We start from the raw sequence: 24,437 nt of genomic DNA on the forward strand, positions 1-24,437 counted from the left end.
GCGCGAGTGGTCAGCGCAGGCGGTCCTCCGTCCCCGCGTCGAAGAAGAAGACGTCCTCCGGTCTGGGCCGAAGATACAACCGGTCACCGAGCCGCACCTGGAAGCGGCGGTCGACGCGCGCGACGACCTTCCCGGAGCGGCTGTTCCAGTCCTCGGCGATGCCGTGGCTGTAGACGAACGACTCCGCGCCGAGTTCTTCCAGCAGTTCGGCGTCCACCGCCAGGCCGTCGGCGGGCTCCGCGGTGACCTCCCAGGACTCGGGCCGTACCCCGACTACCACCCGGGCGCGAGATCTCGCGGCGGGCGGCAGCGGTATTCGTAGGTCGCCGAGCACCGCCGCGCCGTCGCGCACCGGCGCTTCCAGCAGGTTCATGCCCGGTGAGCCGATGAATCCCGCCACGAAGGTATTCACCGGATCGTCGTAGAGCACGCGCGGCGCGGCGATCTGCTGCAACTTGCCTTCGCGCAGCACCGCCACCCGATCACCCATGGTCATCGCCTCTACTTGGTCGTGGGTGACGTACACCGTGGTGGTGCCGAGGCGTTTCTGCAAGGCCGCGATCTGCGAGCGCGTGCTCACCCGCAGTTTCGCGTCCAGGTTCGACAGCGGCTCGTCCATGCAGAAGACCTGGGGACGCCGAACGATGGCCCGCCCCATGGCGACGCGCTGCCGCTGCCCGCCGGACAGCCGGGCGGGCTTGCGGTCGAGCAGGTGCTCGAGCTCGAGCATCTTCGCCGCCTCGCGGACGCGCACCAGCGTGTCGGCCTTGTTCACGCCCGCGTTGCGCAGGGCGAAGCCCATGTTCTGCGCGACGGTCATATTGGGATACAGCGCGTAGCTCTGGAACACCATCGCCACGTCCCGTGCCCGCGGCGGCAATCCGGTGACGTCCTTGCCGCCGATCAGGATGCGCCCTTGGGCAACGGATTCCAGGCCCGCGAGCATGCGCAGACTGGTCGACTTGCCGCATCCCGACGGACCGACGAGCACGACGAACTCACCGTCGGCGATGTCGAGTTCGAGCTGGTCGACGGCAGGCGTCTGCGCGCCGGGATACCGGTGCGTGACGCCTTCGAACTGCACGGTGGCCATGCTTGTCGGTCTCCTCGGGACGAGCGCTACTTCGGCAGCTTCGGCGTGATCTGCCGATCGATGATCGCTTGCAGCTGACTGGTGACGTTCGCGAACGTGGCGGCCACGTCGGCGTTCTGCAGACCGATCTGCTCCAAGCCGGTGCCGATGATCTGGTCGCCGCCCGGTACGAACACCCGGGCGTAGTCCTGCGACTTGGTCAACGGCAGCTGATCGATCGCGACTTTCGAGTTGGGGTTCTTCGCGAGGAAGTCCTGCTCGCTCTGGTCGTTCACGGCCGACTTGCGCACCGGCATGTAGCCCGTGCCCTGCGAGAAGTACGCGGTGTTCTGCGCGTTGGTGACGAACTCGATGAACTTCAGCGCGTTCACCTTTCGCTCGTCGGAGATGCGCGCCGGAATCGCCAGGCCCGCACCGCCGGTGGTGACGCCGGGTCCGTTCGGATGCGGGAGTAAGGCGGTGCCGAAAGTCAGCTTGCCCTCGGCGTTCTTCTGGATGCCGCGCAGGTCGCCGGTCGAGGCGATGGTGGAGGCGATCACGCCGGTGCCGAAGTCCACCGCGATCTGCGGCTTGATGCCCGCGTACCTCTTGGCGTTGATCATGTTGCGCAGGAACGTGCCCGCCGCGATGGTGCCGGGGTCGTTGAACTTCAGCGTCCACTTGTCCGAGTACGCGCCGCCGAAGGTCCAGTTCGGGCCCTGGAAGGTCCAGGCGAGATAGTTCTTGGCGTCACCCCAGCCGTGCGCGAGCTTGCCCTCGCCGACGACCTCCTGCAGCTTCGGGCCCCACTCGTCGAACTCCTGCCAGCTCTGCGGGCCGCGGTCGGGCAGGCCGGCCCGGTTCCATACGTCCTTGTTGTAGTAGAACAGCGGGGTTGAGCGGGCGTAGGGCAGTGCGTAGTGCTTGCCGTTGAACTGGTAGTCGGCGACCAGGGAGTCGACGTAGTCGTCCAGCCGCACGCCCGCGTCGGCGAAGTGGCCGTCGAGCGGTTCGATGGTGCCGTTCAGCGCGTAGTTGAACCACCAGACGTCGGAGAGCACCACGATGTCCGGCAGATCCCCGCCCGACAGCGCCGCGTTGAACTTCTGCGACACCTCTTCGTAGTTCTTGCCCGCGTCGACCAGGTTCACCGTCAGGTCGGGGTACTTCTCGTGGAAGCGACGGATGAGTTCGGTCTCGAGCTCCTTCGAAGTGCCCGGGTGGTTGGACCAGAAGGTGAGCGTCTTGGCGTCGCCGGACTGTTTGCCGCCGCCTCCGGTGCCCGCGCACGCGGTCAGCGCCGCTCCCGCCGTGAGCGCGCCGGTCAGTCCGAGGAATCCGCGCCGGGTCAGCGCCGGGAACTGTGCAGTGGACACGTGGTTTCTCCTTGATCGGTTAACCCTTGACCGCACCGGAGGTGAGGCCTTTGATCATGTGGCGTTGCAGCACCAGGAAGACCACGAGGATCGGCAGCATGGTCAGCAGAGTTCCCGCCATGACCGGTCCCCAATTGGTGACGCTCGGGTTCTCGGTGTTCTGCAACAAGGTCAGGCCGACCGGCAAGGTGGCGACCGTCGTGTCGTCGGCCATCAGGAAGGGCCAGAGGTATTCATTCCATTCGTTGACCAGCGTCACGACCGCGAAGGCGACCATGGTCGGCCCGGACATCGGCAGCACCACCCTGGTGAGCAACCGCCACCAGTTCGCGCCGTCCATCCGCGCCGCCTCGATCACTTCCGAGGGCAGCGAGAGGAAGTGATTGCGCATGAGGAAGGTGCCGAAGGCGACGCCGCAGAGCGGAACGATGATGCCCTGGAAAGTGTTCCGCCAGCCGAGCTGAGCGATCAGCGCGTAGTTGGAGATCACCGTGATCTGGTTGGGCACCATCAGCGCCGCGATGATCACCAGGAATACCACCGTCTTGCCCGGAAAACGCAGGAACACCAAGCCGTACGCGCTGAATACGCCGAGCACGAACTTCACCGCGGAGACGACGCCGGTGATGATCAGCGAATTGCGCAGGAAGGTCCAGAACGGCAGCGTCGTGGTGGCCTCCCGGTAGTTCTCCGGGTGCCAGCTGTACGGCCAGTACACGGCGGGCTGCACGTAGATGTCGGGCCTCGCCTTGAACGAGGTGATGAAGATCCAGAACAGCGGGACGCCGACGATGATCAGCACGCATGCCATCGCCGCGTAGCCGAGTAGAGTCACCGCCCGCTGCCTGCGCCGATAGGAAAGCGTCTGCACGCCCACGTCTTTCACTGCTGTCCCCGATCCATGACCCGCACCTGAACCAGCGTCACCACGAGCAGCACCAGGAACATGACGGTGGCCACGGTCGCGCCGTAGCCGGCCCGGAAATTGCGAAAGGACTCCTGGTAGACCTGGTAGACCATGGTCGTCGTGCCGGTGCCGAGCGGGCCGCCGCGGGTCATCACGTTGATGATGTCGAAGACCTGCAACGAATTCAGCAGCACCGTGATGGACAGGAAGAAGGTGGTCGGCCGCAACTGCGGCAGCAAGACCTTGGTGAACGTCGTCCAGGAGCTCGCGCCGTCGATCTGCGCGGCTTCCATCAGATCGGTCCGGATGCCTTGCAGCGCCGCCAGATAGATGACGAAGGTATAGCCGAGGTTCTTCCAGATGTAGGTCACCGTCACCATGAACAGCGCCCACCGCGGATTCTGGTAGAAGTCCGGCACGTCGTGCACGCCGAGCCGATGCAGTGCGTCCTGGATCAGGCCGAAGCTCGGATCGAAGATGAACTGGAAAGCTACGCCGATGGCGGCGCCGGAGATGACGAACGGCGCGAAGATCGCCGAGCGGACCACGTTGCGGCCGAACAGCTTCCGATCCAGCAGCAGCGCCAGCGCCAGTCCGAGCACCATGCTGCCCGCCACCGCCGCGAGGGTGAACACGACGGTGTTGGTGACGATGTCCCAGGAATCCGGCCTGCTCCACCATTCGCGGTAGTTGTCGAAACCGACGAATGTGGCGATCGGATCGGAGATGTTCCAATCGAACAGCGACAGCCGGATGTTGTCGATCAGCGGCCGGTAGACGAACAGCGCCAGGAGCGCGAGATTCGGCAGCACCAAGACCAGGAAGAGGGCGTAGTCCCGCCAAGGACGGTGGCGCAGACCGCGTCCCGGCGGCTGCGGCAGTACTCGCTCCGGCCTGGTACGCACGGCGGTGACTCTACGGACCGGAGCAAACAGCCGGTTACGATCGCCCGCCGTCGCGCTGAACTTCTCGCGCACGGGCCAAGTAGAGCAAAAGCCAAACACTACGATCGGCTACTTCGAGCAATTGATCGTAATGTTCGGCTTCGCGCCGCTGCGGGGTTACCGCAACTTAGTTCCAGTCCCCCAGGCCGTCACTTGCGCTGAGCGTGCCGCCCTGGGTGTTCTGCACGATCACCGGGTCGCCGCGGCGCGCGTTCTCGAAGAACCACTTGGCGTCCTCGGTGCTGACGTTCAGGCAGCCGTGGCTGGCGTTGGAGACGCCCTGCTGGGCGACCGACCACGGCGCGGCGTGCACGAAGATGCCGCTGTTGGAGATGCGGGTCGCGTACTCGACCTCGAGCTTGTAGCCCTCGGGGTCGGTGACCGGAACACCGTAGGTCGACGAGTCCATGGTCATCTTGCGCAGCTGCTCGCCGACGATGTAGGTGCCGTTCGGCGTCTCGTGCTTGGGCTTGCCCATCGAGGTGGGCATCTCCTTCACCACCTCGCCGTTGCGGGTGATGGTGATGGTGTGCGTCTCGTCGTCGGCGGTGGTCACGAAGGCGTCGCCGATGCGGAACGAGCTGGTGGTGCCGCCCGCCTGCACCTGCACGTCGGTGTTGTCCGGCCAGAACTCGTCCGGCCGCCAGCGCACCTGCTTGTCGCCGCGCCAGTAGAAGTGTCCCGGCGCTGACTTCGAGGCGGTGATCTTGATGGCCTTCTCGGCGGCGGCGTGATCGGCCACCGGTTCCTTGAAGGTGATGATGATCGGCTGCGCGACGCCGACGACCTCGCCGTCGGCGATGTTGATCGAGGGCGGAGCGAAGTTCGCCTGCGGCTCGGGCTCGGTGGCGGCGGCGGCCGAGCCGGTGCCGATCCCCGGAGGAAGCGGTTCGGCCTGAGCGGGCGCGACGAGCAGAACACCGGCTGCCGCGATCGCGGCCGACAGCAGGACGCCCTCGCGCATCCGGCGGGCTAGCCGCGCTCCCTTGCGGGGAGCAGGCGACGACCCGGTGTGCAAAGCGGCATGCATAGGTTTCTCGTCCATTCCATCTCTCGCGCGCACGCGAACGCGCGCGTAGCGAGATTTCTTCATTTCAGCGCGGAGCCAGAAGAGCGCCCCACTGGTATCGACGGCCCGACCCGTCGTCCATTCCTACCGTCCGGACGCGCGTCGTATCCACCCGCGTTTCAGATTGATGCAGCACCAGTGCTTGTTGTGGCATAGGTCACAAACGCTCTGATTGGGTATCGAAGCGGGCAAATGTGCCGGTCACGACGGATCGGACAACCTCGGAGCGCGGTCGCTCGATTCGCGAAAGACGGTTCACAGCAAACTTATTAGTGACGAAGCTCACTGACCACGTCGAACAAAATCGGGCGACGCGGACCGGTCGCGATATTGTGCGGCACCGAGAGCGGGACGCTTCCGCGCGCATACCGCGGGGCGAGCCACAGGCTTACCCGCGCCAGGATGGTGGCCAGCGCGATCCGCAACTCGTAGTCCGCGAGGGTCGCGCCGATGCAGCGCCGATGGCCGCCGCCGAACGGCGCGAACTCGAACGGCCGGTAGCGGCGGTCGACGAAGCGGGACGGGTCGAAGCGCCCCGGGTCGGTCCACACCTCGGGATCGGAGTGCAGCAATGGCACCGCTATCCCCATCGTCTCGCCCGGTGCGAGCGTGACGCCGCGCAGCGCGAACGGTTCGGTCAGCCGGCGCAGGACGATCGGTACCGGCGGGTGCAGCCGCAGGGTCTCCTGGCAGACGGCATCGAGGTAGGGCAGTGCGGCCAGCTCCGCCGGACCGGCCTCCCGACCGGCGTCGTCGAGCTCGCGCCGCAGGCGGGCCAGTGCCTCGGGTGCGCGGTGCAGCCGGAACAGTGCCCAGACCAGGGAGGTCGCGGTGGTCTCGTGCCCGGCAACCAGCATGGTCCGTATCTGCTCGCACAACTCGTCGTCGGCGTCGTCGGGATAAGCGGACAGCAACATGTCGAGTACGTCGGCGGATGGTGTGGCGGGATGCTGACGCCGGTGTGCGATGTCGGCTCGGATCAACCGATCCAGTCGCTCCCGTGCGGCGCGGAACCGGTCCCACGGCCCGTGCCCGTGCAGTCCGCGGCGCAGCGTGGGCAACAGCAGCAACGGCCCGGAGAACGCGGTGATGAAGTCCGCCACCGCGGTGGTGTACTCCGCTTGCCGCCGCGGGTCGCGTGCACCGAACACCACCGTCGTGATCACCCGGAGCGTGAGGGCTCGCGCCGCCGCCCGCGCATCGATACGCGTACCCGCCGCCCACTTCTGACCGCTCTCTCCGGCCAGCTCCCGTACGGTCGCTTCCTGGATCAACGCGCCGTACTCCCGTATCCGGGCACTGTGAAAGGCGGGGGTGAGCAGGGCGCGGTCGCGGCGATGGCGCTCGCCCGAAGCCAGGATCAGCGACGCGGCGCCGACCATCGGTTCGATCGGATTCGGACGCGGCGGCTCGGAGAACATCACCGGCGAGCGGAACAACTCGCGGGCGCCGGCGGCCGTCCCGGTGAACAGCACCGCGCCGAAGCCGGGAAATCGAACGTAGAACGGGTCGCCTTCCCGCGCCCTGCGCCAGCGGAAGTACCGATCGAAATCGCTGCCCGCGGCCAGGGCGTGCAGCACGGTCGCGCGCGGCGCACGCGGTCCCGCCCGGCAGGCACCCGCCTCGGTTCGTGGTGTGCTCACGTCCATACCGAGAAACACGAGGCCGCGACCGGAGCGGTTCGAAGCTAGCCCGCGGCCTGCTTGTGCTTGCGCACCGTGCCCTGCGCCGTCGCCGCCAGCCGCGCCAGCCTGGCGTCGCCGAGCGCGGTCACCATGCTGCCGAGCCCGTTGGTGACGAACGCGATCGACATGCGGAGATCCGGATCGGCGTACGCGCCGGACCCGCCGACGCCGTAATGGCCGAACGCGTGCCTCGGCTGCTGCTTGGACATCAGTACCGGGCGGTGGTAACCGAGTGTGAAATGAATCGGCACACCGAGTACGTAGTCCCGGCTCTGGGTGGGCTGCACCTGCCCGATCGTCTCGATCGTCCGCGGATCCAGGAACCGCACGGTCTGCTCGGCGCCGACCCCGGGCGGCTTCCGGTCCGCATTGGCTGCGTAGACCACGCCGCCGTTGGCCAACGCGCCGTACATACGCGCCAGTGCGCGCGCGGAGAACACGCCATTCCAGCCCGGCATCACCGCGTCGTGCACCCGGGGGTCGTGGACCAGTTCGTCGAAGCTTTCCGGCATGCCCGCCTCGGCCAGGCCGCGCACCGGCCGCACCCAGGACAGTACGGAGGAGGCGGTGTTCCAGCGGATTCCCGGCGGTCCGAGGTGGCGGTAGATCTTGGCGATCCGGTGCCGTTCGGATTCCGGGACGCGGAACCAGTACTCGTCCATGCCGAGCGGCTCGGCGATCTCGGTGCGCAACACCTCGGTGAACGGTGTGCCCGTCGCCCGTTGCACGAGTTCGGCGACCAGCCAGCCGAAGGTGATCGCGTGATAGCCAGAGGTACGGATGCGCCGGGGGTCCGCCGGACTCTCGGCCAGGGCGCGGACCACGGCGTCGTAGTGCAGGATGCCTTCGCGGCCGGGAACCAGGCCGCGCACCCGGTGCAAGCCGGCGCGGTGGCAGAGCACGTCACGGACGGTGATGTCGTCTTTACCGTGCGCGGCGAACTCCGGCCAGTACTCGGCCATCGGAATGTCGTAGTCGATCAGACCCCGTTCGGCCAGGCGGTGGACGACCGTCGAGGCCACGCCCTTACCCGTGGAGAAGGTCAGCGCGACGGTATCGCCGTTCCAGCGCCGCTCCTTGTCCGCCCAGCCTGCCCAGATATCGACCACCGGCTTGCCGTCGAGGTAGACCGCGAGCGCCCCGCCACCGCGCGCAGGCTGAGCGAACAGGCCGAAGAACTGATCTGCCAGCCGGATGAAACGCGGATCGACCAGCATTTCATGCGGTGCCGCCAGCTTTCCGCTGGCCGAATCGGCGGGTTCGAAGTCGTCCGCCGCCATTGCCGAAACCATGGGGTCACCTCCTGACCGCCGTTAGCTGGGCTGGTCAACCAGGGTAACCCGTTCCATGGGTGCGCCAGAGCCCAAAAGGCGTGGCGAGGCACGCGTCGCCGCTGTCGGCATTCCACGCGAAGGCCGCCGCGCCCAGACAGACGACCGTTTGTTCGGCGGTCTCCACCCCCGCTCGCGACCCTTCCAACGCGATCGAGATCGCGAACGTCCGCATGCCCGGTTCCGTGGTCGAGGTCATGGCGACGGCGTCCGGGCCGAGACCGAGCGCGACGGGGACCCCGCCCGCGCCCTCGCTCGCACCGACGCCTCCCGCAGCGCCGATCCCGATGGCCGTCGCGCCCGAGGTCGCGTTGGCGTAGCCCACACCGTCGATCCCGGTGGCACGGGCCTGGCCGTAGCTATCGGTCGCCGCGCGGCAGGCCGTCTCCCCATCGATGAGGGTGACATCGGTTCCGTGCTCGGATCGGCAGTGCACATCGGTGGCGGCAGCCATACCCGGAACGAAGAGGGAGCCTCCGATCGCGGCGGTGGAACACGCGATTGCGCTGATCAGCTTCACCGGGAACTCCTCTCGCACCAGAAAACCCACCATACCCAGAGCTCTTGGCGGCGGTTCGTTTCCGGCTCCGGCTCGACGTGCGCTCGGTCGATGGTGTATTCATGGCGTGGTATTTCAAGCGCAGCATGGCAACTTCGGATCACGGGGGCGTGAGTTCGCCGGCGTTACAGCTCGGGAGGACTGTACGTGTCTCGTCAACTGACCTGGGGTCGTCTCGCTTTCGCCGGATTGGCCGTCGCGGCCGGATTGTCGCTGGTCGGCTGCACTTCCACGATCAGCGGTACCGCCCAGCCTGCCGTGGACGGGACGATCGACGCGGTGTCGGTGACCAACACGCCGAAGCCGTCCTCGGGCAGGCCGACGCCGAGCACCAGCAAGCCGACGCCGAGCAAGCCGAGCGGAAACACCGATTTCGACGCGAGCATCGGCGACTGCGTGAAGCTCGGCGGCACCACCACCAACGCCACCATCGAGAAGGCGTCGTGCGGCAGCCGCGAGTCGAACTACAAGGTGATCGCGAAGGCGGCGAAGAGCTCGCAGTGCAGCAGCGACGCCGACAACTACTACGCCGAGACCGTCAACGGCATCGAGCAGGGCGCGCTGTGCCTGGACATCGACTGGGTGGTCGGCGGCTGCATGGACGTCGGCGGTGACGACCCCAAGCGCATCGACTGCACCGGTTCCTCCCCGGTGAAGGGCGTGAAGGTGGTCAAGCGCGTGGACAGCGCCGATGACGTGAACGTCTGCGGCAGCGGCACCGGATACGTCTACGACAAGCGCCGTTTCGTCATCTGCGTCCAGGAACTCTGACCCGGACTTCCCAACGCCTGCCTGCCACTAGGTTGGGGTAGGTGAGCACCACCGAGCTACCGCGGCTGCGGTCGGGCACCGGTCGTTGGATCCTGCTGGCCACCATCCTCGGATCGTCGGTCGCCTCGCTCGACGCGACGGTCGTCAACATCGCGCTGCCGCGGATCGGGGAATCGCTGGACACGGACGTCGCCGGGCTGCAATGGACGTTGAACGGCTACACCCTGACCCTCGCGTCGTTCATCCTGCTCGGCGGGTCGCTCGGCGACAAGCTCGGCCGTCGCCGGGTGTTCGTCTGGGGCACCGTGGCTTTCGCGGTCGCCTCGGTGCTGTGCGGCGTCGCGACGACCATCGAGTTGCTGGTCGCGGCCCGGATCCTGCAGGGCGTCGCGGGCGCGATGCTCACACCGGGCAGCCTGGCTCTGATCTCCTCGTCCATCGATCGCCGAGATCAAGGCGCGGCGATCGGCCTGTGGTCCGGCTTCGGCGGTGTGGCGGGCGCGCTCGGCCCGTTCCTCGGCGGCTGGCTCATCGACATCGCGGGCTGGCGCTCCATCTTCTTCCTCAACGTTCCGCTGACCCTCGTGGTCGTGCTGGTCGCGTTGCGGCATGTGCCAGAGAGCCACGATCCCGACGCCGCCCCCGAACTCGACGTGCCCGGCGCATTGGTGGTGGCGCTGGCGCTCGGTGCGCTGACCCTCGGACTGATCGACAAGATGCCCGTCCTCGTCGTGGCAGGCGTCGCGCTGCTGCTGGCGTTCGTCGTGATCGAACTGCGTAGCGACCACCCGCTGGTGCCGCCCTCGCTGTTCCGCTCGCGGGTGTTCACCGCGGCGAACCTTGTGACGCTCGCGGTCTACGCCGCCCTCGGTGGCGTGTTCTTCCTGTTGGTGCTGGAACTGCAACTGGTGGCGGGGTACTCGCCGCTGATGTCCGGCGTCGCGACCGTGCCGATCACGTTGATCATGCTGGCGCTGTCGGCTCCCGCCGGGCGCTGGGCGCAGCGGCACGGACCGCGCATCCCGATGACCACGGGACCGCTGCTGGCGGCGGCGGGCCTGGTGCTGTTGCAGCGCATCGGGCCCGACACCACCTATCTCACCGATGTACTGCCCGGTGTTCTCGTCTTCGGGCTGGGGCTCGCCGCGCTGGTCGCGCCGCTCACCGGTGCGGTGCTCGGCGCGGTGCCAGCGAGCGAGGCGGGCATCGCCTCGGGCGTGAACAACGCCGTGGCGCGCACCGCGCAACTGCTCGCGGTGGCGGCGCTGCCCGGACTCGCGGGCATTTCGGGCGCGCTGGGTGATCCGGCCGCCTTCGACCAGGGCTTCGCCACCGCGATGTGGCTGAGCGCCGGGCTGTTGGTGACCGGCGCGGTGCTCGCCGCCGTATTGCTGCGTCCCGAGCGGCACGCACCCACGCTGGACAGCGTCGACTGCATGCCGCAGTGCGCGGTCGCGGGTCCGGCGGTGGCGCCCAGCGAAAAATGAGCGGCCCGAACGCGTCGCTCGCGTTCGGGCCGCTCGTCGGGATTCGCCGGCGATCAGATCGGGATGTAACCCGCCCCGACACCGCCGCGTCCGTTGATGTCGGCCATGATCGCGCTCATGTTGGTCCCGACCTCAGGACCGAAGCAGGCGATGGCCAGGTAAGCGTTCACCATGCCGACCAGCGTCGTACCGACGACGACCGGCGCACCGGAGTCGCCTTCGACCACGCACATCTGGCTCCAGGTCTCGACGTTCGTCCGGAAGACGTCACCCCAGGCGAGACCACAGGTGTTGCCGGTCGTGCGCCCTTCCTTGCAGACGATCTGCGGGAAGCTGGCAGGCGCACCGACTCCGGTGATAGTGACGTTGCCGACCCGGTTCACCGGGGTGATCTTGCCCGGATCGAACTGGATGACGGCGTAGTCGAGATCGTGGTTGGAGTAGGCGAACCGGCCGATCACGCCAGAGCCCCGATCGGATTCGGCGTAGACCTGTGCGCCAGGGTCGCCGCAGTGACCTGCGGTCAGGCCGACCAGACGGCCCGCGTTGTCGTGGCCGACCGTCGTGACCGTGCACTCGAACTGGTTGTCGATGATGATGCCGGATCCACCGCCCAACACCGGCGGGCCCGGGTCGGCGTTAGCGGCCCCTGCGCCCGTGCCGAGCAGCGCCGCGCCCAGGGCGACGGCGAAGGCGGCGTTGGCCACCTTGGCGAGTTTGCTGAACATGTCCCTCCAGACGTCGGAAGCCCGCACGATATCAATCTGTCGCACCCATCGTGTCAGTAATCGGTCTCGGGCGCGTCACCACTACGGGGTTGTCCCCACTGCTCGGGGCTTCAATCCTATTTCATACAACTGTGATCAAATGTATCTTACGAGCCCAATAGCGATTCGCTATCGCAATTGTGAAAATCGCGTGGCCGTTCGTGCCTCGATGATAGTAAGGAGGCGTCGCGTTGGTCTCCGGAAACAAATCCGATTTTCGATGAGAATTATCCAAAGTAATTCGCCGAATGACCGGAAGCGATCGGGCATTCCCGCAGCTCGGCTGTAGCTTGTGCCAGAGCTCGGCTGGTCAACTTTGGTGTGGTTCCCAATGTTCCGCGCCCTAACCATTGCTTTCCGGCAACGGTGAGGAACATCTATGACTGCGATCACAAGTGGATGGTGTGTTCTGCACTACTCCGTAGTAAGGTGCGTCAAGCAAACGAGTCGCCGGGGCTACCAACCGGCGTCGAGGAGGATTAGCCAGTGCAGTCGACCGAGAGTCCACCATCAGGGTCACGGTTCAGTGGTGCGGTCGATTGGACGAGGTCTTACTGGCAAGATCATCCCAAGCGTTCGCTGGAGACCTTCGGCAGACAGATCACGATGGGCTTCGCCGCTGTCGCCGAACTGTTCGTCTCGATTTTCCGCAGGCGCTTCCCTTTCGCTGAGTTCGTCCGGCAGTGCGCGTTCATGGCCAGCGTCTCCGCGGCGCCCACGCTGCTGGTCGCCATCCCGATCGGCGTCATCGTCTCGATTCAGGTCGGCTCGGTCGCCGGGCAGGTCGGCGCCACCTCGTTCATCGGCGCGGCCAACGGCCTCGGCATCATCCAGCAGGGCGCTCCGCTGGTCACCTCGCTGATGATCGCGGGCGCCGTCGGCTCCGCGGTCTGCGCCGATCTCGGCTCGCGCACCATCCGCGAGGAGATCGACGCCATGAAGGTGATGGGCGTCGATCCGATGCGCAGGCTGGTCGCTCCGCGTCTGGGCGCGGCGATGCTGGTGAGCGTGCTGCTGTGCGGCTTCGTCGTCTTCGTCGGCTTCTTGACCGGCTACATCTTCAATATCTTCGCGCAGAACGGTACGCCGGGTTCCTACGTCGGCACCTTCTCTTCGTTCGCGGTTACCACCGATCTGCTTGTCGCTCTGGCGAAATCGCTGATTTTCGGTCTGCTGGCGGCAATCATCGCCTGCGACACCGGATTGAACACCCGGGGCGGTCCCGGCGGTGTCGCGAACTCGGTGAATTCCGCCGTGGTGAGCTCCGCCATCATGCTGTTCGGGGTGAACCTCATCATCACCCAGGTTTACAACGCACTATTCCCGTCACAGGTGGTCTGAGCCGGTGTCATCAACCTATGTACCGCCGCTGCTGCGGCCTCTCCAGGCGTTCCGGAAATCCGCGCAGGCTCCGGTCGATCTGCTCGCCAGGCTCGGCCACCAGGTGTTCTTCCTGTTGCGTTCGATCGGCTCGATCCCGCTGGCGCTGCGGCACTACCCCAAGGAAGTGTGGCGCCTGCTTTCGGATGTCACCTGGGGCAACGGCAACCTCGTCGTCGGCGGCGGCACCATCGGCGTCGTCGTCATTCTGAGTGCGTTCGGCGGCATGACCGTCGGCATCCAGGGTTACAACTCGCTGAACCTGCTCGGCCTGAGTCCGATCACGGGTGCGATCTCGGCGTTCGCGACGACTCGCGAACTCGGCCCGCTGCTCGCCACGCTGGCCTTCGCCGCTCAGGCGGGCTGCCGGTTCACCGCGCAGCTCGGCGCCATGCGCATCTCCGAGGAGATCGACGCGCTGGAGTCCATCGCCATCCGGCCGCTGCCGTATCTGATCAGCACCAGGATGTTCGCGTCGATGGTGGCCATCATCCCGCTCTATTGCCTCGGCCTCACGATGGCCTACGTCTCCTGCTCGCTGACGGTGCAGCTGATCGGCGGCACCGCCACCGGCACCTACCAGCACTACTTCTACCAGTTCCTCGTCCCGACCGACGTCATCTATTCGCTGATCAAGGCGATCCTGTTCGTCGCGATCACCACGTTCATCCAGTGCTACTACGGCTTCTTCGCCTCCGGTGGCCCCGAGGGCGTCGGCGTGGCCGCGGGCCGCGCGATCAAGATGTGCATCATCGCGGTCGTTTTCGCGAACCTGTTCATGACATTGGCGATCTGGGGCGTCAACCCCGGCATCCGGATCTCGGGGTAGACACCAGATGATCATCGATCCCAGTGGGCGCGGGCCCACGATGCGGCAGCTGCTCATCGCAGGCGTGTGCGGTCTGGTCGTGTTCGCGCTGGTGCTCGGCTTCCTGATGCTGCGCTACAAGGGCTACTTCCAGGAGAAGGTCAACGTCACCGCGAACCTGACCACCACGGGTGACGGTCTGCCCGAGCAGGCCGACGTCAAGTTCCGCGGCGTGCTCGTCGGCGCGGTGAAGACGGTCGACGTGGCGGCCAAGGGCGAGCTGCAGCAGGTGCGGATCGAGATGAAGCCGGAGTTCGCCGGCGACATCCCGTCCAACGTGACCGCTCGCGTGGTGCCGAGCAACCTGTTCGCCGTCACCTCCGTGGAACTCGTCTTCAACGGTCCGGCCGACCAGTACCTGCACGAGGGCTCGGTCATCGAGGAAGACCGCAGCAAGGGCACCATCGCGCTGCAGGACACGCTCACCACGGTCCGCAACATCCTCGACAAGATCGATCCGGTGCAGTTCGGCCGAGTGCTGGGCACCCTGTCGCAGGCTCTCGACGGCAGCGGCCGGATGCCCGGCTCCACCGTCGAGCGGCTGGACCGCTGGCTGCTGGCCGTCGACGAGTCGATTCCCGATCTCGGTGTGCTGCTCGGCGACTTCTCCGCGTCGTTCCACGCGCTCAACCAGTCCGCGCCCGAGCTGGTCGACGTGCTCGGCAGCTCGGTGCAGACCGCACGCACCATTGCCGACCGGCGCAGCGAGCTGGTCTCGCTGATCACCGGCACCAGCGGAACCATCGACACGGTGAACGACCTGTTCGCGCGTAACCCGAACGTGGGTATCGAGGTCACCGCGGGCACGAACGACATGTTCGGCGCCCTCGCCGCGGACCCCGACGCGATCACCAGGAGCCTGCTGAACCTCAGCGAGACCATGCGCCGGATGGACACAACGTTCACCTGGGGTCCGCAGAAGCAGCAGGTCTGGGACGCGGGCATCACGCTCACCCCGTACCGGCCCTACACCGTGGCCGACTGCCCGCGCTACGGCGAGATGGTCGGACCGAGCTGCTACACCGCCCCCGCTGTCGCCGATGTCGGCGAGCTGCCGGAGCAGCTGAAGCCGCGCGCGCTCGCCTCGGCCGCCGGGCTTCCTCCGGTGGTGCCGATGCCCGGTCTGCCGCTGATTCCCGGCGTCACCACCCCGGATCCGAACCGCGCCACCGCGGCCGCCCCGACCGGCGGCGCTCCCGCTCCGTTCGCGGGCACCCCGCTCGAGGGTCTGTTCCCCATGCTGCCCCCGGGCCTGCTCCCGCCCGCCGCGGCTCCAGCGCCCGCGGCTCCGGCCGCCGCGCCGGGGGGCACGCCGTCGGCGGCGCCGATCTCCTACCGGGGTGACTCGGCGATCACCGCGCTGCTCGGCCGCACGCCGACCACCGCCGAATACCTGCTGCTGAGCACGATTCTGAAGGGCGGAACCATGCAGGTGGCCGACAACGGTGCCGCACGATGAGCATTCGCAAACCGCTGATCGGATTCAGCATCTTCGCCATCGTGTCGATCCTGGTGACGGTGGTGGTGTGGAACACGCTGGCGCGCATCGTCAGCGGCGACACCTACACCTACTCCGCCACGTTCTCCGATGTGCTCGGCCTGCACGAGGGCGACGACGTCCGCATGGCGGGCGTTCGGGTCGGCAAGGTCGAGAAGATCGAGCTCGGCCGCGACGGGAATCTGAAGAAGTCGGTCGCCAAGGTCACCTTCGTGGTGCAGCGCGACCAGACGATCTACAACGACACCAAAGCGCTGGTCCGCTACCAGAATCTGATCGGTCAGCGGTACGTGGCGCTGGCCCCCGGCAAGGGGTCGAACCCCGCGCCGCTGAAGAACAACGGTTCCATCCCGATCGACCGCACCGAGCCGTCGTTCGACGTGTCGGGTCTGTTGAACGGGTTCCAGCCGCTGTTCCAGGTGTTGCAGCCCGAACAGGTCAACCGGCTGTCGGAAACCTTCATCCAGGCATTGCAAGGTGACGGCGTCTCGCTGAGCGCGTTCATCGTCCAGGCCGCCCAGCTGGCCACCGACTTCCAGCGCAGGGACGCGATCCTGTCCGATGTGATCACCAACCTGTCGGGCGTTATGTCCGGGTTGGCGAAACGAGGTGATGAATTGGAGACCCTGGTGACCCAGACCCGGGCCTTGATCGGCGGGCTGTACGAACAGGGACAGTCGTTGCTCGCCTCGACCGAGCAGATCGCGAGCGCGACCACATCGGTGGTCGGCATGCTCGACCGGGTCCAGCCGAGTCTGCGCACGGCGCAGAACTCCACCAGCGCGGCGCTGACGCTACTGCTCGACAACGGCGCCAAGCTCGACCAAGCCGCGATCGACCTGCCGAACGTCCTGTCGGCGGCGGGCAGGCACACCTCGGAGGGCGGCTACGCCAACGCCTACCTGTGCGGCCTGGACGTGTCGCTCTACGGCGTCCTGTTCCCCCGCGGCCTGTTCTCCCAGATCGGTGGCACCTCGCACTCGGCGGTGTGCCGCCCATGATGACGAAGCTCAGGTCCAGGTTCGAGAGCAACCGGTACTTCTGGTTGGGCATCATCGGCGGCGCCCTCATCGTGGTGCTGCTGCTGGTGTCCAGCGTCTACAAGCTGATCGGCGTCGGCGAGCAGTCGATCAAGGCCGAGTTCGTGCAGGCCGCGGGCATCAGGGTCGGCGACAAGGTGAACATCGCCGGGGTGTCCTCGGGCCGGGTGGTCGGCGCCGAACTAGAGGGCAGTCACGTGCTGCTCACGTTGAGCGTCAGCGACGACGTGAAACTCGGCCCCGACGCGCGTGCCTCGATCAAGATGGCTACGCTGCTCGGCGCCAGGTACGTCGACCTCGAGCCGGGCGACGGCTCGGGTCTGAAGGGCAAGCGGATCCCGGTGTCCAACACCACGGTTCCGTACAACCTGGCCGACGTGGTGCAGGTCGGCACCCCGAAGTTCGAGGCGCTCGACACCAAGAAGCTGGCCGATTCGCTGAACCTGATCAACGAGCAGATGAACGGCTCGCCCCAGCTCACCGCCCAGGCGCTGGACAGCGTCGGCGCGCTGGCCAAGGTCATCGACAGCCGCAAGACCGAAGTGGACGCCCTGCTCAAGGATCTGGATCGGGTCACAAGGATCCTCGCCGACAACCGCAACAGCATCCTGCTGGTGATCACCCAGGGCGAGGCCATCGCCAACCGGGTGATGGAGCGCCAGGCGCTGCTGCGCCAACTGCTGGACAACGTCGCGGCGCTGACCAAGCAGCTGGAGGCGATCGGCGCGGAGAACAACGATCAGCTCGGCCCGACCATCCAGCAGCTGAACACCATGGCCGAGGGCCTGCAGAAGAACAAGGACAACCTGGATCGGATGCTGTCGCTCATGCCGCCGACCCTGCGCTACCTGGCCAACTCCTGGGGTGGCAGCGGTCCGTACGGCGATGTCGGCCTGCCGTGGCTGTTCCCGGACAACTGGTTGTGCTTCGCCCAAGTTATCGAGGGGTGCCAGGGATGAAATTCCGCACGGGCTTTCCGCTGAGGACCGTCGCGAAGACGCTCCTGATCAGCGCCGCCGCGCTGACGGTCGGCAGCTGCTCGCTGCTGCCGAGTTCGGTGAACGACGCGTTGGGCAACACCCTGCGGATCACCGCCGACTTCGACAACATCGCGGGCATCTACGAAGGCAACCCGATCACGGTGCTCGGGCTCGACGTGGGCAAGGTCGACAAGATCGTGCCCAAGGGCACGCTGATCGAGGTGCACATGTCCCTCGACAAGGACGTGAAGATCCCGCAGGACGCGATGGCCGCGATCATCTCGCCGTCCATCGTGACCGACCGGCACATCGAACTCACCCCCGTGTACACCGGCGGTGCGACCTTGTCCGACGGTTCGCACCTGCCCAAGGCCCGCACCAAGACCCCGGTCGAGCTGGACACGATGATCAAGACCATTGATCAGTTCGCCGCCGCGTTGAAGCCGGAGCCGGGGCAGGAGGGCCTCGGCCCGTTGTCGGGCCGGGTGCTGTACCCGATGCTCAACGGCAACGGCGAGAAGATCCGCGACACCCTCAACGCGCTGTCCAGCGCGCTGAAGGTCGGTGTGGACAACAAGGACGCGATCTCCAGCATCATCATCAAGCTGAACGACCTCACCACCATGCTGGCCGACAACGATCAGTCGGTGCGCGATTTCAGCAACCGGGTGACCCAGATGACCGGCCTGCTCGCCGAACAGGCTCCCGGCTTGCAGGCCACACTCGACCAGTTGCTCGCCTTCCTGCAGAACACGAGCACCACGCTGACGCAGTACCAGGACCAGTTGCAGGGCACGATGACCGGCCTGACCAACGTGACCCAGCAGCTGCGCGACAACGCTCGCGGCCTCACCGAGGTCGCCGACCTGGCGCCGATGGTCATGCAGAACGTCGACAACATCATCAACCGCGAGCACCAGTACGTCCGATTGCACGCGGTGATCGGCACCGCGCTGTCGGGTGAGATCGTCAGCCTGTTCTGCGAACGCATCCAGATGAAGGCCGATGGCTGCCGCACCGGGAACATGCAGGACTTCGGCCCCGACTACGGGCTCACCGCCGCACTGCTCGGACTGACGAAATGACGTACCGAATGACGATCAAGGCACGCAGGGCACTGGTCGCCGTCGCCGCGGTGGCCGGTGTGGCGGTCACCTCCGGCTGCGGGCTCACCGTGGAGAAGCTGCCGCTGCCGAAACCGGGCCAGGGCGGGGAGACCTACACCATCCACGCGGTCTTCGAGAACGCGCTGAACCTGCCCGACCAGGCGAAGGTGAAGATCGGCGGTTCGGACGTCGGCGTGGTCACCGACATCAAGACCAAGAACTTCCAGGCCATCGTGGACCTGACCATCCGCAAGGACATCGAGTTGCCCAAGGGCAGCACGGCGGAACTGCGTCAGGCCACCCCGCTCGGTGACGTGTTCGTCGCGGTGTCCAAGCCCAAGACCGAGCCCGGCGCGGCAATGCTGCACGACGGCGACACGCTCACCATCGACAGCACCTCGGCGGGCGCGACCGTCGAGCAGTTGCTCATCTCGGTCTCCATGCTGTTCAACGGCGGCGGCATCGCCAGCCTCTCCAAGCTCGGCTCGGAGCTGGACTCCATCGTCGGCGGGCGTGGCGAGCAGCTCGCCCATTTGATCACCGAGATGACCGGAGTGGTCGGCAGTTTGAACGCCAACTCCGCCCGGGTGGACAGCGTGCTCGGCGAGTTCAGCACCCTCGCCAACACCATCGAGGGGCGGCGCTCGGAGCTCGGCGAGGTGGCCGACACGTTGCCGCAGATGATCGGCGCGATCGCCGAGAACAACCGGGCCCTCGGCGATCTGCTCACCAAGCTGTCCACCACCAGCGCCGCGCTGGGCGACTACGCGAACACCTCGACCGAGAACCTGAACGGACTGCTGCAGAACACCCATCAGCTGATGGACGCGATCGCCAAGACCGGTGACGGCTTCGGCGTCCTGCTGGATCGGCTGCGCGTAATTCGGCCGAAGGTGGACGCGACCTTCCGCGGCAGCAGTTTCGCGGTGTACGCGACCGCGACCAACCTGGACATCAGCGCGCTCACCGATCCGCAGCACGGCAAGCTCCAGGATCTCAACGACTTGCAGGACTTCGCGGGCAGCCTGATCCAGGTGCTCCAACTCGTTCAGGGTCGAGTGGCGGGAGGCCAGCGATGACCTCCGTGCGCAAAGTGTTCGGAAGCAAGATCTTCCTGTCGAACCTGGGTCTGGTGCTCGTGCTGCTGGTCGGCGCCGCCTACCTGATGGTGAACGTGATGCGGGTGAACCCGCTGCGGTCCGACTACACGGTCACGGTGAATCTGGACCGTTCCGGTGGTCTGCAGCCGGGCAACGACGTGACGTTGCGCGGCTGGCGCATCGGCAAGGTGACCTCGATCCAGCTGACCGATCGCGGCCAGTCCATCGCCGCCACCGCGCAGATCGAGTCGAAGTACAAGATCCCGGTGGACACCCAGATCGCGGTGCAAGCGCTGTCCGGTGCGGGTGAGCAGTACATCGACTTCCGGCCGAACGCCGAGCAGGGGCCCTATCTGGCCAACGGCGCGGTGATCAAGTTCGATCCGGACAAGATCCACACGCCCACGCCGGTGTGGTCGGTGCTGGACAACTCCAGCGCCCTGATCGCGCAGATCGACCCGGATCACTTCCAGGTCATCCTGAACGAGCTGGACATCGCGCTGAGCGGAGGCCCGGATCAGCTGCGCGGGCTGGTCAACGGCATCAGCTTGGCGATGGCGGGCCTGGATTCGCTGCTGCCGCAGACCACGAATCTGATCACCAACCTGCGCACGATCGCGAACACCACGTCCATGGCGCAGCCCGATCTGGCCACGCTGACCAGCAACTCCGGCGTGCTGTTCGAGCAGTTCAACAAGGCGAACGCGGAACTGCAACGGGTGCTGGAGACGGCGCCGGGCCAGCTCACCAGCCTGGGCGCGGTGGTGGACAAGACGGCCGATCCGATCACCAGCCTGGCGACCAACTTCCAGGCGATCACGAAGGCGGCGCAGCTGCGACTGCCCGCGCTGCGCGCGCTGTTCCCCTCGCTCGCGCTCGGTGGCGAAGCGCTCGGCATTCCGGCGCACGACGGCGAGTTCCACGCGATGATCGACATCTGGCCGCGGCCGTTCTGCACCTACAACACTCCCAAGATCCGCAACGAGGTCGTGCAGGACGGCACGATCCCGAAGTGGAACTACTGTGAGAACCCGCCGCCGGGTCAGCAGATCCGCGGCGCCGCCAACGCGCCGCGGCCCGACGTGCCCGACAACGGCGCGCACATGCCGCCGGGTGTGGATCCCAACGAGCGGACGCTGCCTCCGGTGCGGTGAGTCGTACCCGGCCCGGCGGTCGTCCCGCCGGGCGGGCATACTCGCCGGTGGAACCCGTAAGGTTCGCTGTCGCGGGCCGCTGAAGCCAATCGGTGCGCACCGACGCGCGCCGGGAAAGTGCAGGTTTTATCGATGTCTACCGACGACGCCGAGACCGGCAAGGACGCCGAGACCACGCCCGCCTCCGACCACGACACCGACGCGGTGACCGAGAAGTCGCAGGATGCCGCCGGCGCGGCGAAGCCCGACCTGTCCAAGGCGGAGAAGGCAGACAAGGCCGGGAAATCCACCTCGCTTCCGCTGGTGGCCGCGTTCGTGGCCGGCGTGCTCGCGGTCGCCGCGATCACCGCGGTGGTCGTGTTCTTCTTGCAGGGCAAGGATCGCGGCGACAAGCTCGACGCGATCCGCGACTCGACCAACGCCGCGTGCGCGTTCGGCAAGGACGTCTCGGTCTACGACTACTCGAAGAATCTCGACGACTACTTCACCACGGTGAAGGCGGGCTCGTCGGGCGAGTTCCTCAAGGAGTTCGACGACGCGACCAAGGCGTTGAAGGACGCCATGGTGCAGGCCAAGGTCAAATCCTGGGTCGATGACGTGCAGTGCGGCTACCAGTCCGGTGACCAGACCTCGGCCAAGGTGTTGGTGACCCTCACGCAGTACCGGACCAACTTCACCCAGGCCAACCCCGAGCGGCAGTTCGTCGTGGTGATCGCCCAGCTGCACAAGTCGGGCGACAAGTGGCTGGTCGAGAAGCTCGATTCGCCGATGTTGAAGGGCGCGGGCACCGGCCTGCCGGGCGCTCCCGCGCCGGGCGGTGCTCCCGCGCCGGGCGCCCCGGGGCAGCCCGCACCGTCTGGTCAGCCCGTACCGCAGCCGGGCAACTAGCCGAGCGCCTCCGGCGGTGGGCCGAGCCACCACCGCCGGAGGTCATTCGGGCAGCTCGCGGCGCTTCGGCGGGCGCATCAGAACAGCGTCAGAGCCTGTGGCGCCGACGGCGCGGCCGCCTTCCCCGCGGCCTCGTCTTTCGGCGCTTCCGGCGCCGTCGGCGTTTCCTCCACAGTCACCGCGAGCATTTCCACGGTGTTCGCCTCGGCGACAGCCGCGGTGACCGCGGCCTGCCGAGCCGCTTCTCCGGCCAGTGCGTCTGCCTGCTCGTTGAAATAGTTGCCGACGTGTCCGCGCACCCAACGGAACCGGACCGGTCCCGGCCTGCTCGCGATGGCCCGATCGATCTGCCGGACGAGTTCGACGTTCTTCACCGCCCCACCGGTCGACGTGCGCCAGCCGTTGAGCCGCCATCCCGACACCCACTCCGAGGCGCATTTGATGGCGTAGAGCGAATCGCTCTCGATGAGCAGGGGTTCGGACCCGGGGTGGGCGACGATCGCCTCCAGCACCGCGCGCAACTCCGCGACCTGGTTGGTTCCGGAAGCGGCTCCCCCACTCGCCGAGGAGCCCTGATGATTGACCCAAGCCCAGCCGATGGCGCCGCCGGGATTGCGGAGGCAGGATCCGTCGGTGCTCACGATGATCATGGCTGGCACCCTACGCAATCCGACCGACAAGATCGGTACCGTGGAATTCCTCTATCTCCCTCCGTAACCGCGACTCCGTGCGGCGCAACGCCGTTCTCACCGCGGCGTCGAGCAGGCCGGCGCTCAGGCGTCCGAGCACTCCGCGAGGTGGACTGTACTCCGCCTCGGAGGTCAGCACCGAGCGCCCGTAACCGAGCGGGTCGAAGCGCAGCCGCAGTGTGCCGGAGAAATGTCCGCGCAGTGCGTACCCGATCACCGCGTTGCGGCGGTATTCGGTGATCTCGCAGGTGGCGGTCGGCTGCCAGAGCGCGAGGCGGCTGGTGGTGGCGAAGACCGCGCCGAGTCCGCGGTCCTGGTCGCCGGTCGGTACGAAGTCCGCGATCCCGAACATCCAATCCGGTACGAATAGATGGTTGTCCGTGTAGTTGAAAGCGACCTCGACGGGCGCTCCGACGTCACTCGCGTACTTGATGTGGCCCATAGGCCCTCCCTGTTCCACGACTGGCGTTAAAAGTACTACAGCTCTCCTCTTTATTCGAGGGCTCGGCGCGATTCGATGCGACGAATCGCAAGATTGCGACCGAGTAGTTGCTTGGGAAAAGGCTCCTCCGGCGCGCGCTCAGAGTTGGTCGACGATGTGTTCCGCGATCGGCATGGCCGAGGTCGCCGCAGGTGAAGGGGCGTTGAGCAGATGAACCGAGCGCTCGGTGCGCTCGATCATGAAGTCGTGCACCAAAGTTCCTTCTCGCAATACCGCTTGCGCGCGAATTCCTGCTTCCCGAGGGAGCAGATCGGCGAGCGTCAGCTCCGGACAGTAGCGGCGGCACTGTGCCAGGTATCCCCGCTTGAACAGCGAATTGCGCAGCTCTCGCAGGCCGGTGCGCACGTTCGCCTTGGCGACGCGGTGGAAACCTGGGAACCCGAGCACTTCTCGCGCGTCCCTCAGGTCCAGACTGCCTTTGCGGTAGCCCTCCCGCGCGAGACCGAGCACCGCGTTCGGACCCACCGTGAGCGCTCCGTCGATCGTCGGGCTCAGATGCACGCCTAGGAAAGGCAATTCCGGATCGGGGATCGGATAGATCAACGTGCTGACCAGGCCGTTGCGCTCCTGCGGCAGCTGGTAGTACTCACCACGGAAGGGAACGATGCGAAAGTCGGTGCGCAGCCCGGCGGCTCGTGCCATCCGGTCGGCTTGCAGCCCCGCGCAGACCACCAGGCGGCGAGCTGTCCACGATCCGGTCGGGCCGGCGGCGGTCACCGCGTTCGAGGTCTCGGTGAGCGTCGCGACCTCGGCGCCCAGCACGAATTCGCCACCGGCGCAGCGGACTTCCTCGGCCAGCGCCTCGGTCACCCGAGTGAAGTCGATGATGCCGGTATCCGGGACGAAGAGGGCGCCGACACCGGTGACGCGCGGTTCTCGCCGCGCGAGTTCCGCGGCGTCGATCAGTTCGACGGCCACGCCGTTGACGACGGAACGTTCATGCAGTGCGAGCATGCGTCCGTACTCGGCATCGTCGGTGGCGACCAGCAATTTGCCGCAGACCCGGTACGGAATGCCGTGTGCCGCCGCGAAATCCTTGGTCCATCGCGCACCCCGGCGGCACAGCTCGGCCTTCAGGCTGTCCGGTGGATAGTAGATGCCGGAGTGGATGACGCCGCTGTTGTGCCCCGTCTGATGGACTGCCAGACGCTCTGCCTTCTCCAGCAGCACCAGGCTCGCACCGGGATGGCGCACCAGGATCCGGTGCGCGGTCGCCACGCCGACGATGCCGCCGCCGATGACGCAGAAGTCGTAGGCGCTCATG

23 protein-coding genes are annotated in these 24,437 nt (G+C 66.7%); 11 read left to right on the plus strand and 12 right to left on the minus strand.

All coding sequences use genetic code 11. The annotated features are described in order from the left end of the window. Nucleotides 1–10: 10 nt before the first annotated feature. From ACWESM_RS10460 to ACWESM_RS10495, 8 genes are all read right to left on the minus strand, one after another. Nucleotides 11–1,093 carry an ABC transporter ATP-binding protein gene (locus ACWESM_RS10460; RefSeq protein WP_355078850.1) on the minus strand — a complete coding sequence of 361 codons (1,083 nt, stop codon included), beginning with the start codon at nucleotides 1,091–1,093 and terminating at the stop codon, nucleotides 11–13. 26 nt (nucleotides 1,094–1,119) lie between these two features. After that, nucleotides 1,120–2,448: an ABC transporter substrate-binding protein gene (locus tag ACWESM_RS10465; protein WP_452491471.1), complete on the minus strand. Its 1,329-nt coding sequence runs from the start codon at nucleotides 2,446–2,448 to the stop codon at nucleotides 1,120–1,122. A 19-nt stretch (nucleotides 2,449–2,467) separates the two neighbouring features. After that, entirely contained in the window at nucleotides 2,468–3,259 is a 792-nt protein-coding gene (locus tag ACWESM_RS10470; protein ID WP_452491779.1) for a carbohydrate ABC transporter permease, read from the minus strand. 71 nt (nucleotides 3,260–3,330) lie between these two features. Then, nucleotides 3,331–4,260: a carbohydrate ABC transporter permease gene (locus ACWESM_RS10475; protein WP_355078852.1), complete on the minus strand. Its 930-nt coding sequence runs from the start codon at nucleotides 4,258–4,260 to the stop codon at nucleotides 3,331–3,333. A 166-nt stretch (nucleotides 4,261–4,426) separates the two neighbouring features. Beyond that, nucleotides 4,427–5,329 carry a L,D-transpeptidase gene (locus tag ACWESM_RS10480; RefSeq protein ID WP_379249588.1) on the minus strand — a complete coding sequence of 301 codons (903 nt, stop codon included), beginning with the start codon at nucleotides 5,327–5,329 and terminating at the stop codon, nucleotides 4,427–4,429. 308 nt (nucleotides 5,330–5,637) lie between these two features. Next, nucleotides 5,638–7,011, minus strand: a complete 1,374-nt coding sequence (locus ACWESM_RS10485; protein WP_397281348.1) for a cytochrome P450 — start codon at nucleotides 7,009–7,011, stop codon at nucleotides 5,638–5,640. Nucleotides 7,012–7,055: 44 nt separating this feature from the next. Continuing rightward, nucleotides 7,056–8,270 (minus strand): serine hydrolase domain-containing protein, encoded by a 1,215-nt coding sequence (locus tag ACWESM_RS10490; RefSeq protein ID WP_355078973.1) that lies wholly within the window; start codon nucleotides 8,268–8,270, stop codon nucleotides 7,056–7,058. 109 nt (nucleotides 8,271–8,379) lie between these two features. Continuing rightward, nucleotides 8,380–8,904 (minus strand): DUF6764 family protein, encoded by a 525-nt coding sequence (locus tag ACWESM_RS10495; protein WP_355078854.1) that lies wholly within the window; start codon nucleotides 8,902–8,904, stop codon nucleotides 8,380–8,382. Between the two features lie 186 nt (nucleotides 8,905–9,090). Here ACWESM_RS10495 and lppU point away from each other — a divergent pair, with 186 nt between their 5' ends. Continuing rightward, nucleotides 9,091–9,714 (plus strand): LppU family putative lipoprotein, encoded by a 624-nt coding sequence (lppU, locus tag ACWESM_RS10500; protein WP_356963201.1) that lies wholly within the window; start codon nucleotides 9,091–9,093, stop codon nucleotides 9,712–9,714. 41 nt (nucleotides 9,715–9,755) lie between these two features. After that, entirely contained in the window at nucleotides 9,756–11,201 is a 1,446-nt protein-coding gene (locus ACWESM_RS10505) for an MFS transporter (RefSeq protein WP_355078856.1), read from the plus strand. Nucleotides 11,202–11,254: 53 nt separating this feature from the next. Here the strand turns inward: ACWESM_RS10505 and ACWESM_RS10510 are convergent, their stop codons facing one another. Then, entirely contained in the window at nucleotides 11,255–11,929 is a 675-nt protein-coding gene (locus tag ACWESM_RS10510; protein WP_356963199.1) for a S1 family peptidase, read from the minus strand. Between the two features lie 525 nt (nucleotides 11,930–12,454). On the opposite strand from ACWESM_RS10510, the gene ACWESM_RS10515 reads away from it, so the two are divergent. From ACWESM_RS10515 to ACWESM_RS10555, 9 genes are all read left to right on the plus strand, one after another. Then, a complete protein-coding gene (locus ACWESM_RS10515; protein ID WP_355078858.1) occupies nucleotides 12,455–13,309 on the plus strand; it encodes an MlaE family ABC transporter permease in 855 nt (284 codons plus the stop codon). Between the two features lie 4 nt (nucleotides 13,310–13,313). Continuing rightward, nucleotides 13,314–14,177 (plus strand): ABC transporter permease, encoded by an 864-nt coding sequence (locus ACWESM_RS10520; protein ID WP_355078859.1) that lies wholly within the window; start codon nucleotides 13,314–13,316, stop codon nucleotides 14,175–14,177. Between the two features lie 7 nt (nucleotides 14,178–14,184). Beyond that, nucleotides 14,185–15,675 carry an MlaD family protein gene (locus ACWESM_RS10525; RefSeq protein WP_356963195.1) on the plus strand — a complete coding sequence of 497 codons (1,491 nt, stop codon included), beginning with the start codon at nucleotides 14,185–14,187 and terminating at the stop codon, nucleotides 15,673–15,675. Beyond that, on the plus strand, nucleotides 15,672–16,715 hold the full coding sequence (locus tag ACWESM_RS10530) for an MCE family protein (RefSeq protein ID WP_355078861.1): 1,044 nt from the start codon (nucleotides 15,672–15,674) through the stop codon (nucleotides 16,713–16,715). The genes ACWESM_RS10525 and ACWESM_RS10530 overlap by 4 nt, the downstream gene beginning before the upstream one ends. Then, a complete protein-coding gene (locus tag ACWESM_RS10535; RefSeq protein ID WP_412806908.1) occupies nucleotides 16,712–17,713 on the plus strand; it encodes an MCE family protein in 1,002 nt (333 codons plus the stop codon). The genes ACWESM_RS10530 and ACWESM_RS10535 overlap by 4 nt, the downstream gene beginning before the upstream one ends. Next, a complete protein-coding gene (locus tag ACWESM_RS10540) occupies nucleotides 17,710–18,819 on the plus strand; it encodes an MCE family protein (protein WP_379249571.1) in 1,110 nt (369 codons plus the stop codon). Before ACWESM_RS10535 ends, ACWESM_RS10540 begins: the two co-directional genes overlap by 4 nt. Before the next feature lie 8 nt (nucleotides 18,820–18,827). Continuing rightward, nucleotides 18,828–19,919, plus strand: coding sequence for an MlaD family protein (locus ACWESM_RS10545; protein WP_364434286.1), 1,092 nt, complete (start codon nucleotides 18,828–18,830; stop codon nucleotides 19,917–19,919). Beyond that, the gene (locus tag ACWESM_RS10550; protein ID WP_355078864.1) at nucleotides 19,916–21,094 is read left to right on the plus strand and encodes an MlaD family protein; all 1,179 of its coding nucleotides are present in this window, start codon (nucleotides 19,916–19,918) and stop codon (nucleotides 21,092–21,094) included. The genes ACWESM_RS10545 and ACWESM_RS10550 overlap by 4 nt, the downstream gene beginning before the upstream one ends. Before the next feature lie 132 nt (nucleotides 21,095–21,226). After that, entirely contained in the window at nucleotides 21,227–21,982 is a 756-nt protein-coding gene (locus ACWESM_RS10555; RefSeq protein ID WP_355078865.1) for a hypothetical protein, read from the plus strand. Between the two features lie 77 nt (nucleotides 21,983–22,059). Here ACWESM_RS10555 and ACWESM_RS10560 read toward each other — a convergent pair whose 3' ends face one another. The 3 genes from ACWESM_RS10560 to lhgO form a co-directional block, all read right to left on the minus strand. Next, nucleotides 22,060–22,632 carry a ribonuclease H family protein gene (locus tag ACWESM_RS10560; protein ID WP_355078866.1) on the minus strand — a complete coding sequence of 191 codons (573 nt, stop codon included), beginning with the start codon at nucleotides 22,630–22,632 and terminating at the stop codon, nucleotides 22,060–22,062. A gap of 10 nt (nucleotides 22,633–22,642) precedes the next feature. After that, nucleotides 22,643–23,113: an SRPBCC family protein gene (locus tag ACWESM_RS10565; protein WP_355078867.1), complete on the minus strand. Its 471-nt coding sequence runs from the start codon at nucleotides 23,111–23,113 to the stop codon at nucleotides 22,643–22,645. A gap of 138 nt (nucleotides 23,114–23,251) precedes the next feature. Beyond that, nucleotides 23,252–24,436 carry an L-2-hydroxyglutarate oxidase gene (lhgO, locus tag ACWESM_RS10570; RefSeq protein WP_364434277.1) on the minus strand — a complete coding sequence of 395 codons (1,185 nt, stop codon included), beginning with the start codon at nucleotides 24,434–24,436 and terminating at the stop codon, nucleotides 23,252–23,254. Nucleotide 24,437: the final 1 nt, after the last annotated feature.

This window comes from Nocardia sp. NPDC003999 (assembly GCF_053604885.1).

Coding starts and splice junctions, on each gene's coding strand:
- ACWESM_RS10460 (WP_355078850.1), bottom strand. CDS start 1,093: ATGGCCACCGTGCAGTTCGAAGGCGTCACGCACCGGTATCCCGGCGCG.
- ACWESM_RS10470 (WP_452491779.1), bottom strand. CDS start 3,259: ATGGCATGCGTGCTGATCATCGTCGGCGTCCCGCTGTTCTGGATCTTC.
- ACWESM_RS10480 (WP_379249588.1), bottom strand. CDS start 5,329: ATGCATGCCGCTTTGCACACCGGGTCGTCGCCTGCTCCCCGCAAGGGA.
- ACWESM_RS10490 (WP_355078973.1), bottom strand. CDS start 8,270: ATGCTGGTCGATCCGCGTTTCATCCGGCTGGCAGATCAGTTCTTCGGC.
- ACWESM_RS10510 (WP_356963199.1), bottom strand. CDS start 11,929: ATGTTCAGCAAACTCGCCAAGGTGGCCAACGCCGCCTTCGCCGTCGCC.
- ACWESM_RS10525 (WP_356963195.1), top strand. CDS start 14,185: ATGATCATCGATCCCAGTGGGCGCGGGCCCACGATGCGGCAGCTGCTC.
- ACWESM_RS10530 (WP_355078861.1), top strand. CDS start 15,672: ATGAGCATTCGCAAACCGCTGATCGGATTCAGCATCTTCGCCATCGTG.
- ACWESM_RS10535 (WP_412806908.1), top strand. CDS start 16,712: ATGATGACGAAGCTCAGGTCCAGGTTCGAGAGCAACCGGTACTTCTGG.
- ACWESM_RS10540 (WP_379249571.1), top strand. CDS start 17,710: ATGAAATTCCGCACGGGCTTTCCGCTGAGGACCGTCGCGAAGACGCTC.
- ACWESM_RS10545 (WP_364434286.1), top strand. CDS start 18,828: ATGACGATCAAGGCACGCAGGGCACTGGTCGCCGTCGCCGCGGTGGCC.
- ACWESM_RS10550 (WP_355078864.1), top strand. CDS start 19,916: ATGACCTCCGTGCGCAAAGTGTTCGGAAGCAAGATCTTCCTGTCGAAC.
- ACWESM_RS10555 (WP_355078865.1), top strand. CDS start 21,227: ATGTCTACCGACGACGCCGAGACCGGCAAGGACGCCGAGACCACGCCC.
- ACWESM_RS10560 (WP_355078866.1), bottom strand. CDS start 22,632: ATGATCATCGTGAGCACCGACGGATCCTGCCTCCGCAATCCCGGCGGC.
- ACWESM_RS10565 (WP_355078867.1), bottom strand. CDS start 23,113: ATGGGCCACATCAAGTACGCGAGTGACGTCGGAGCGCCCGTCGAGGTC.
- lhgO (WP_364434277.1), bottom strand. CDS start 24,436: ATGAGCGCCTACGACTTCTGCGTCATCGGCGGCGGCATCGTCGGCGTG.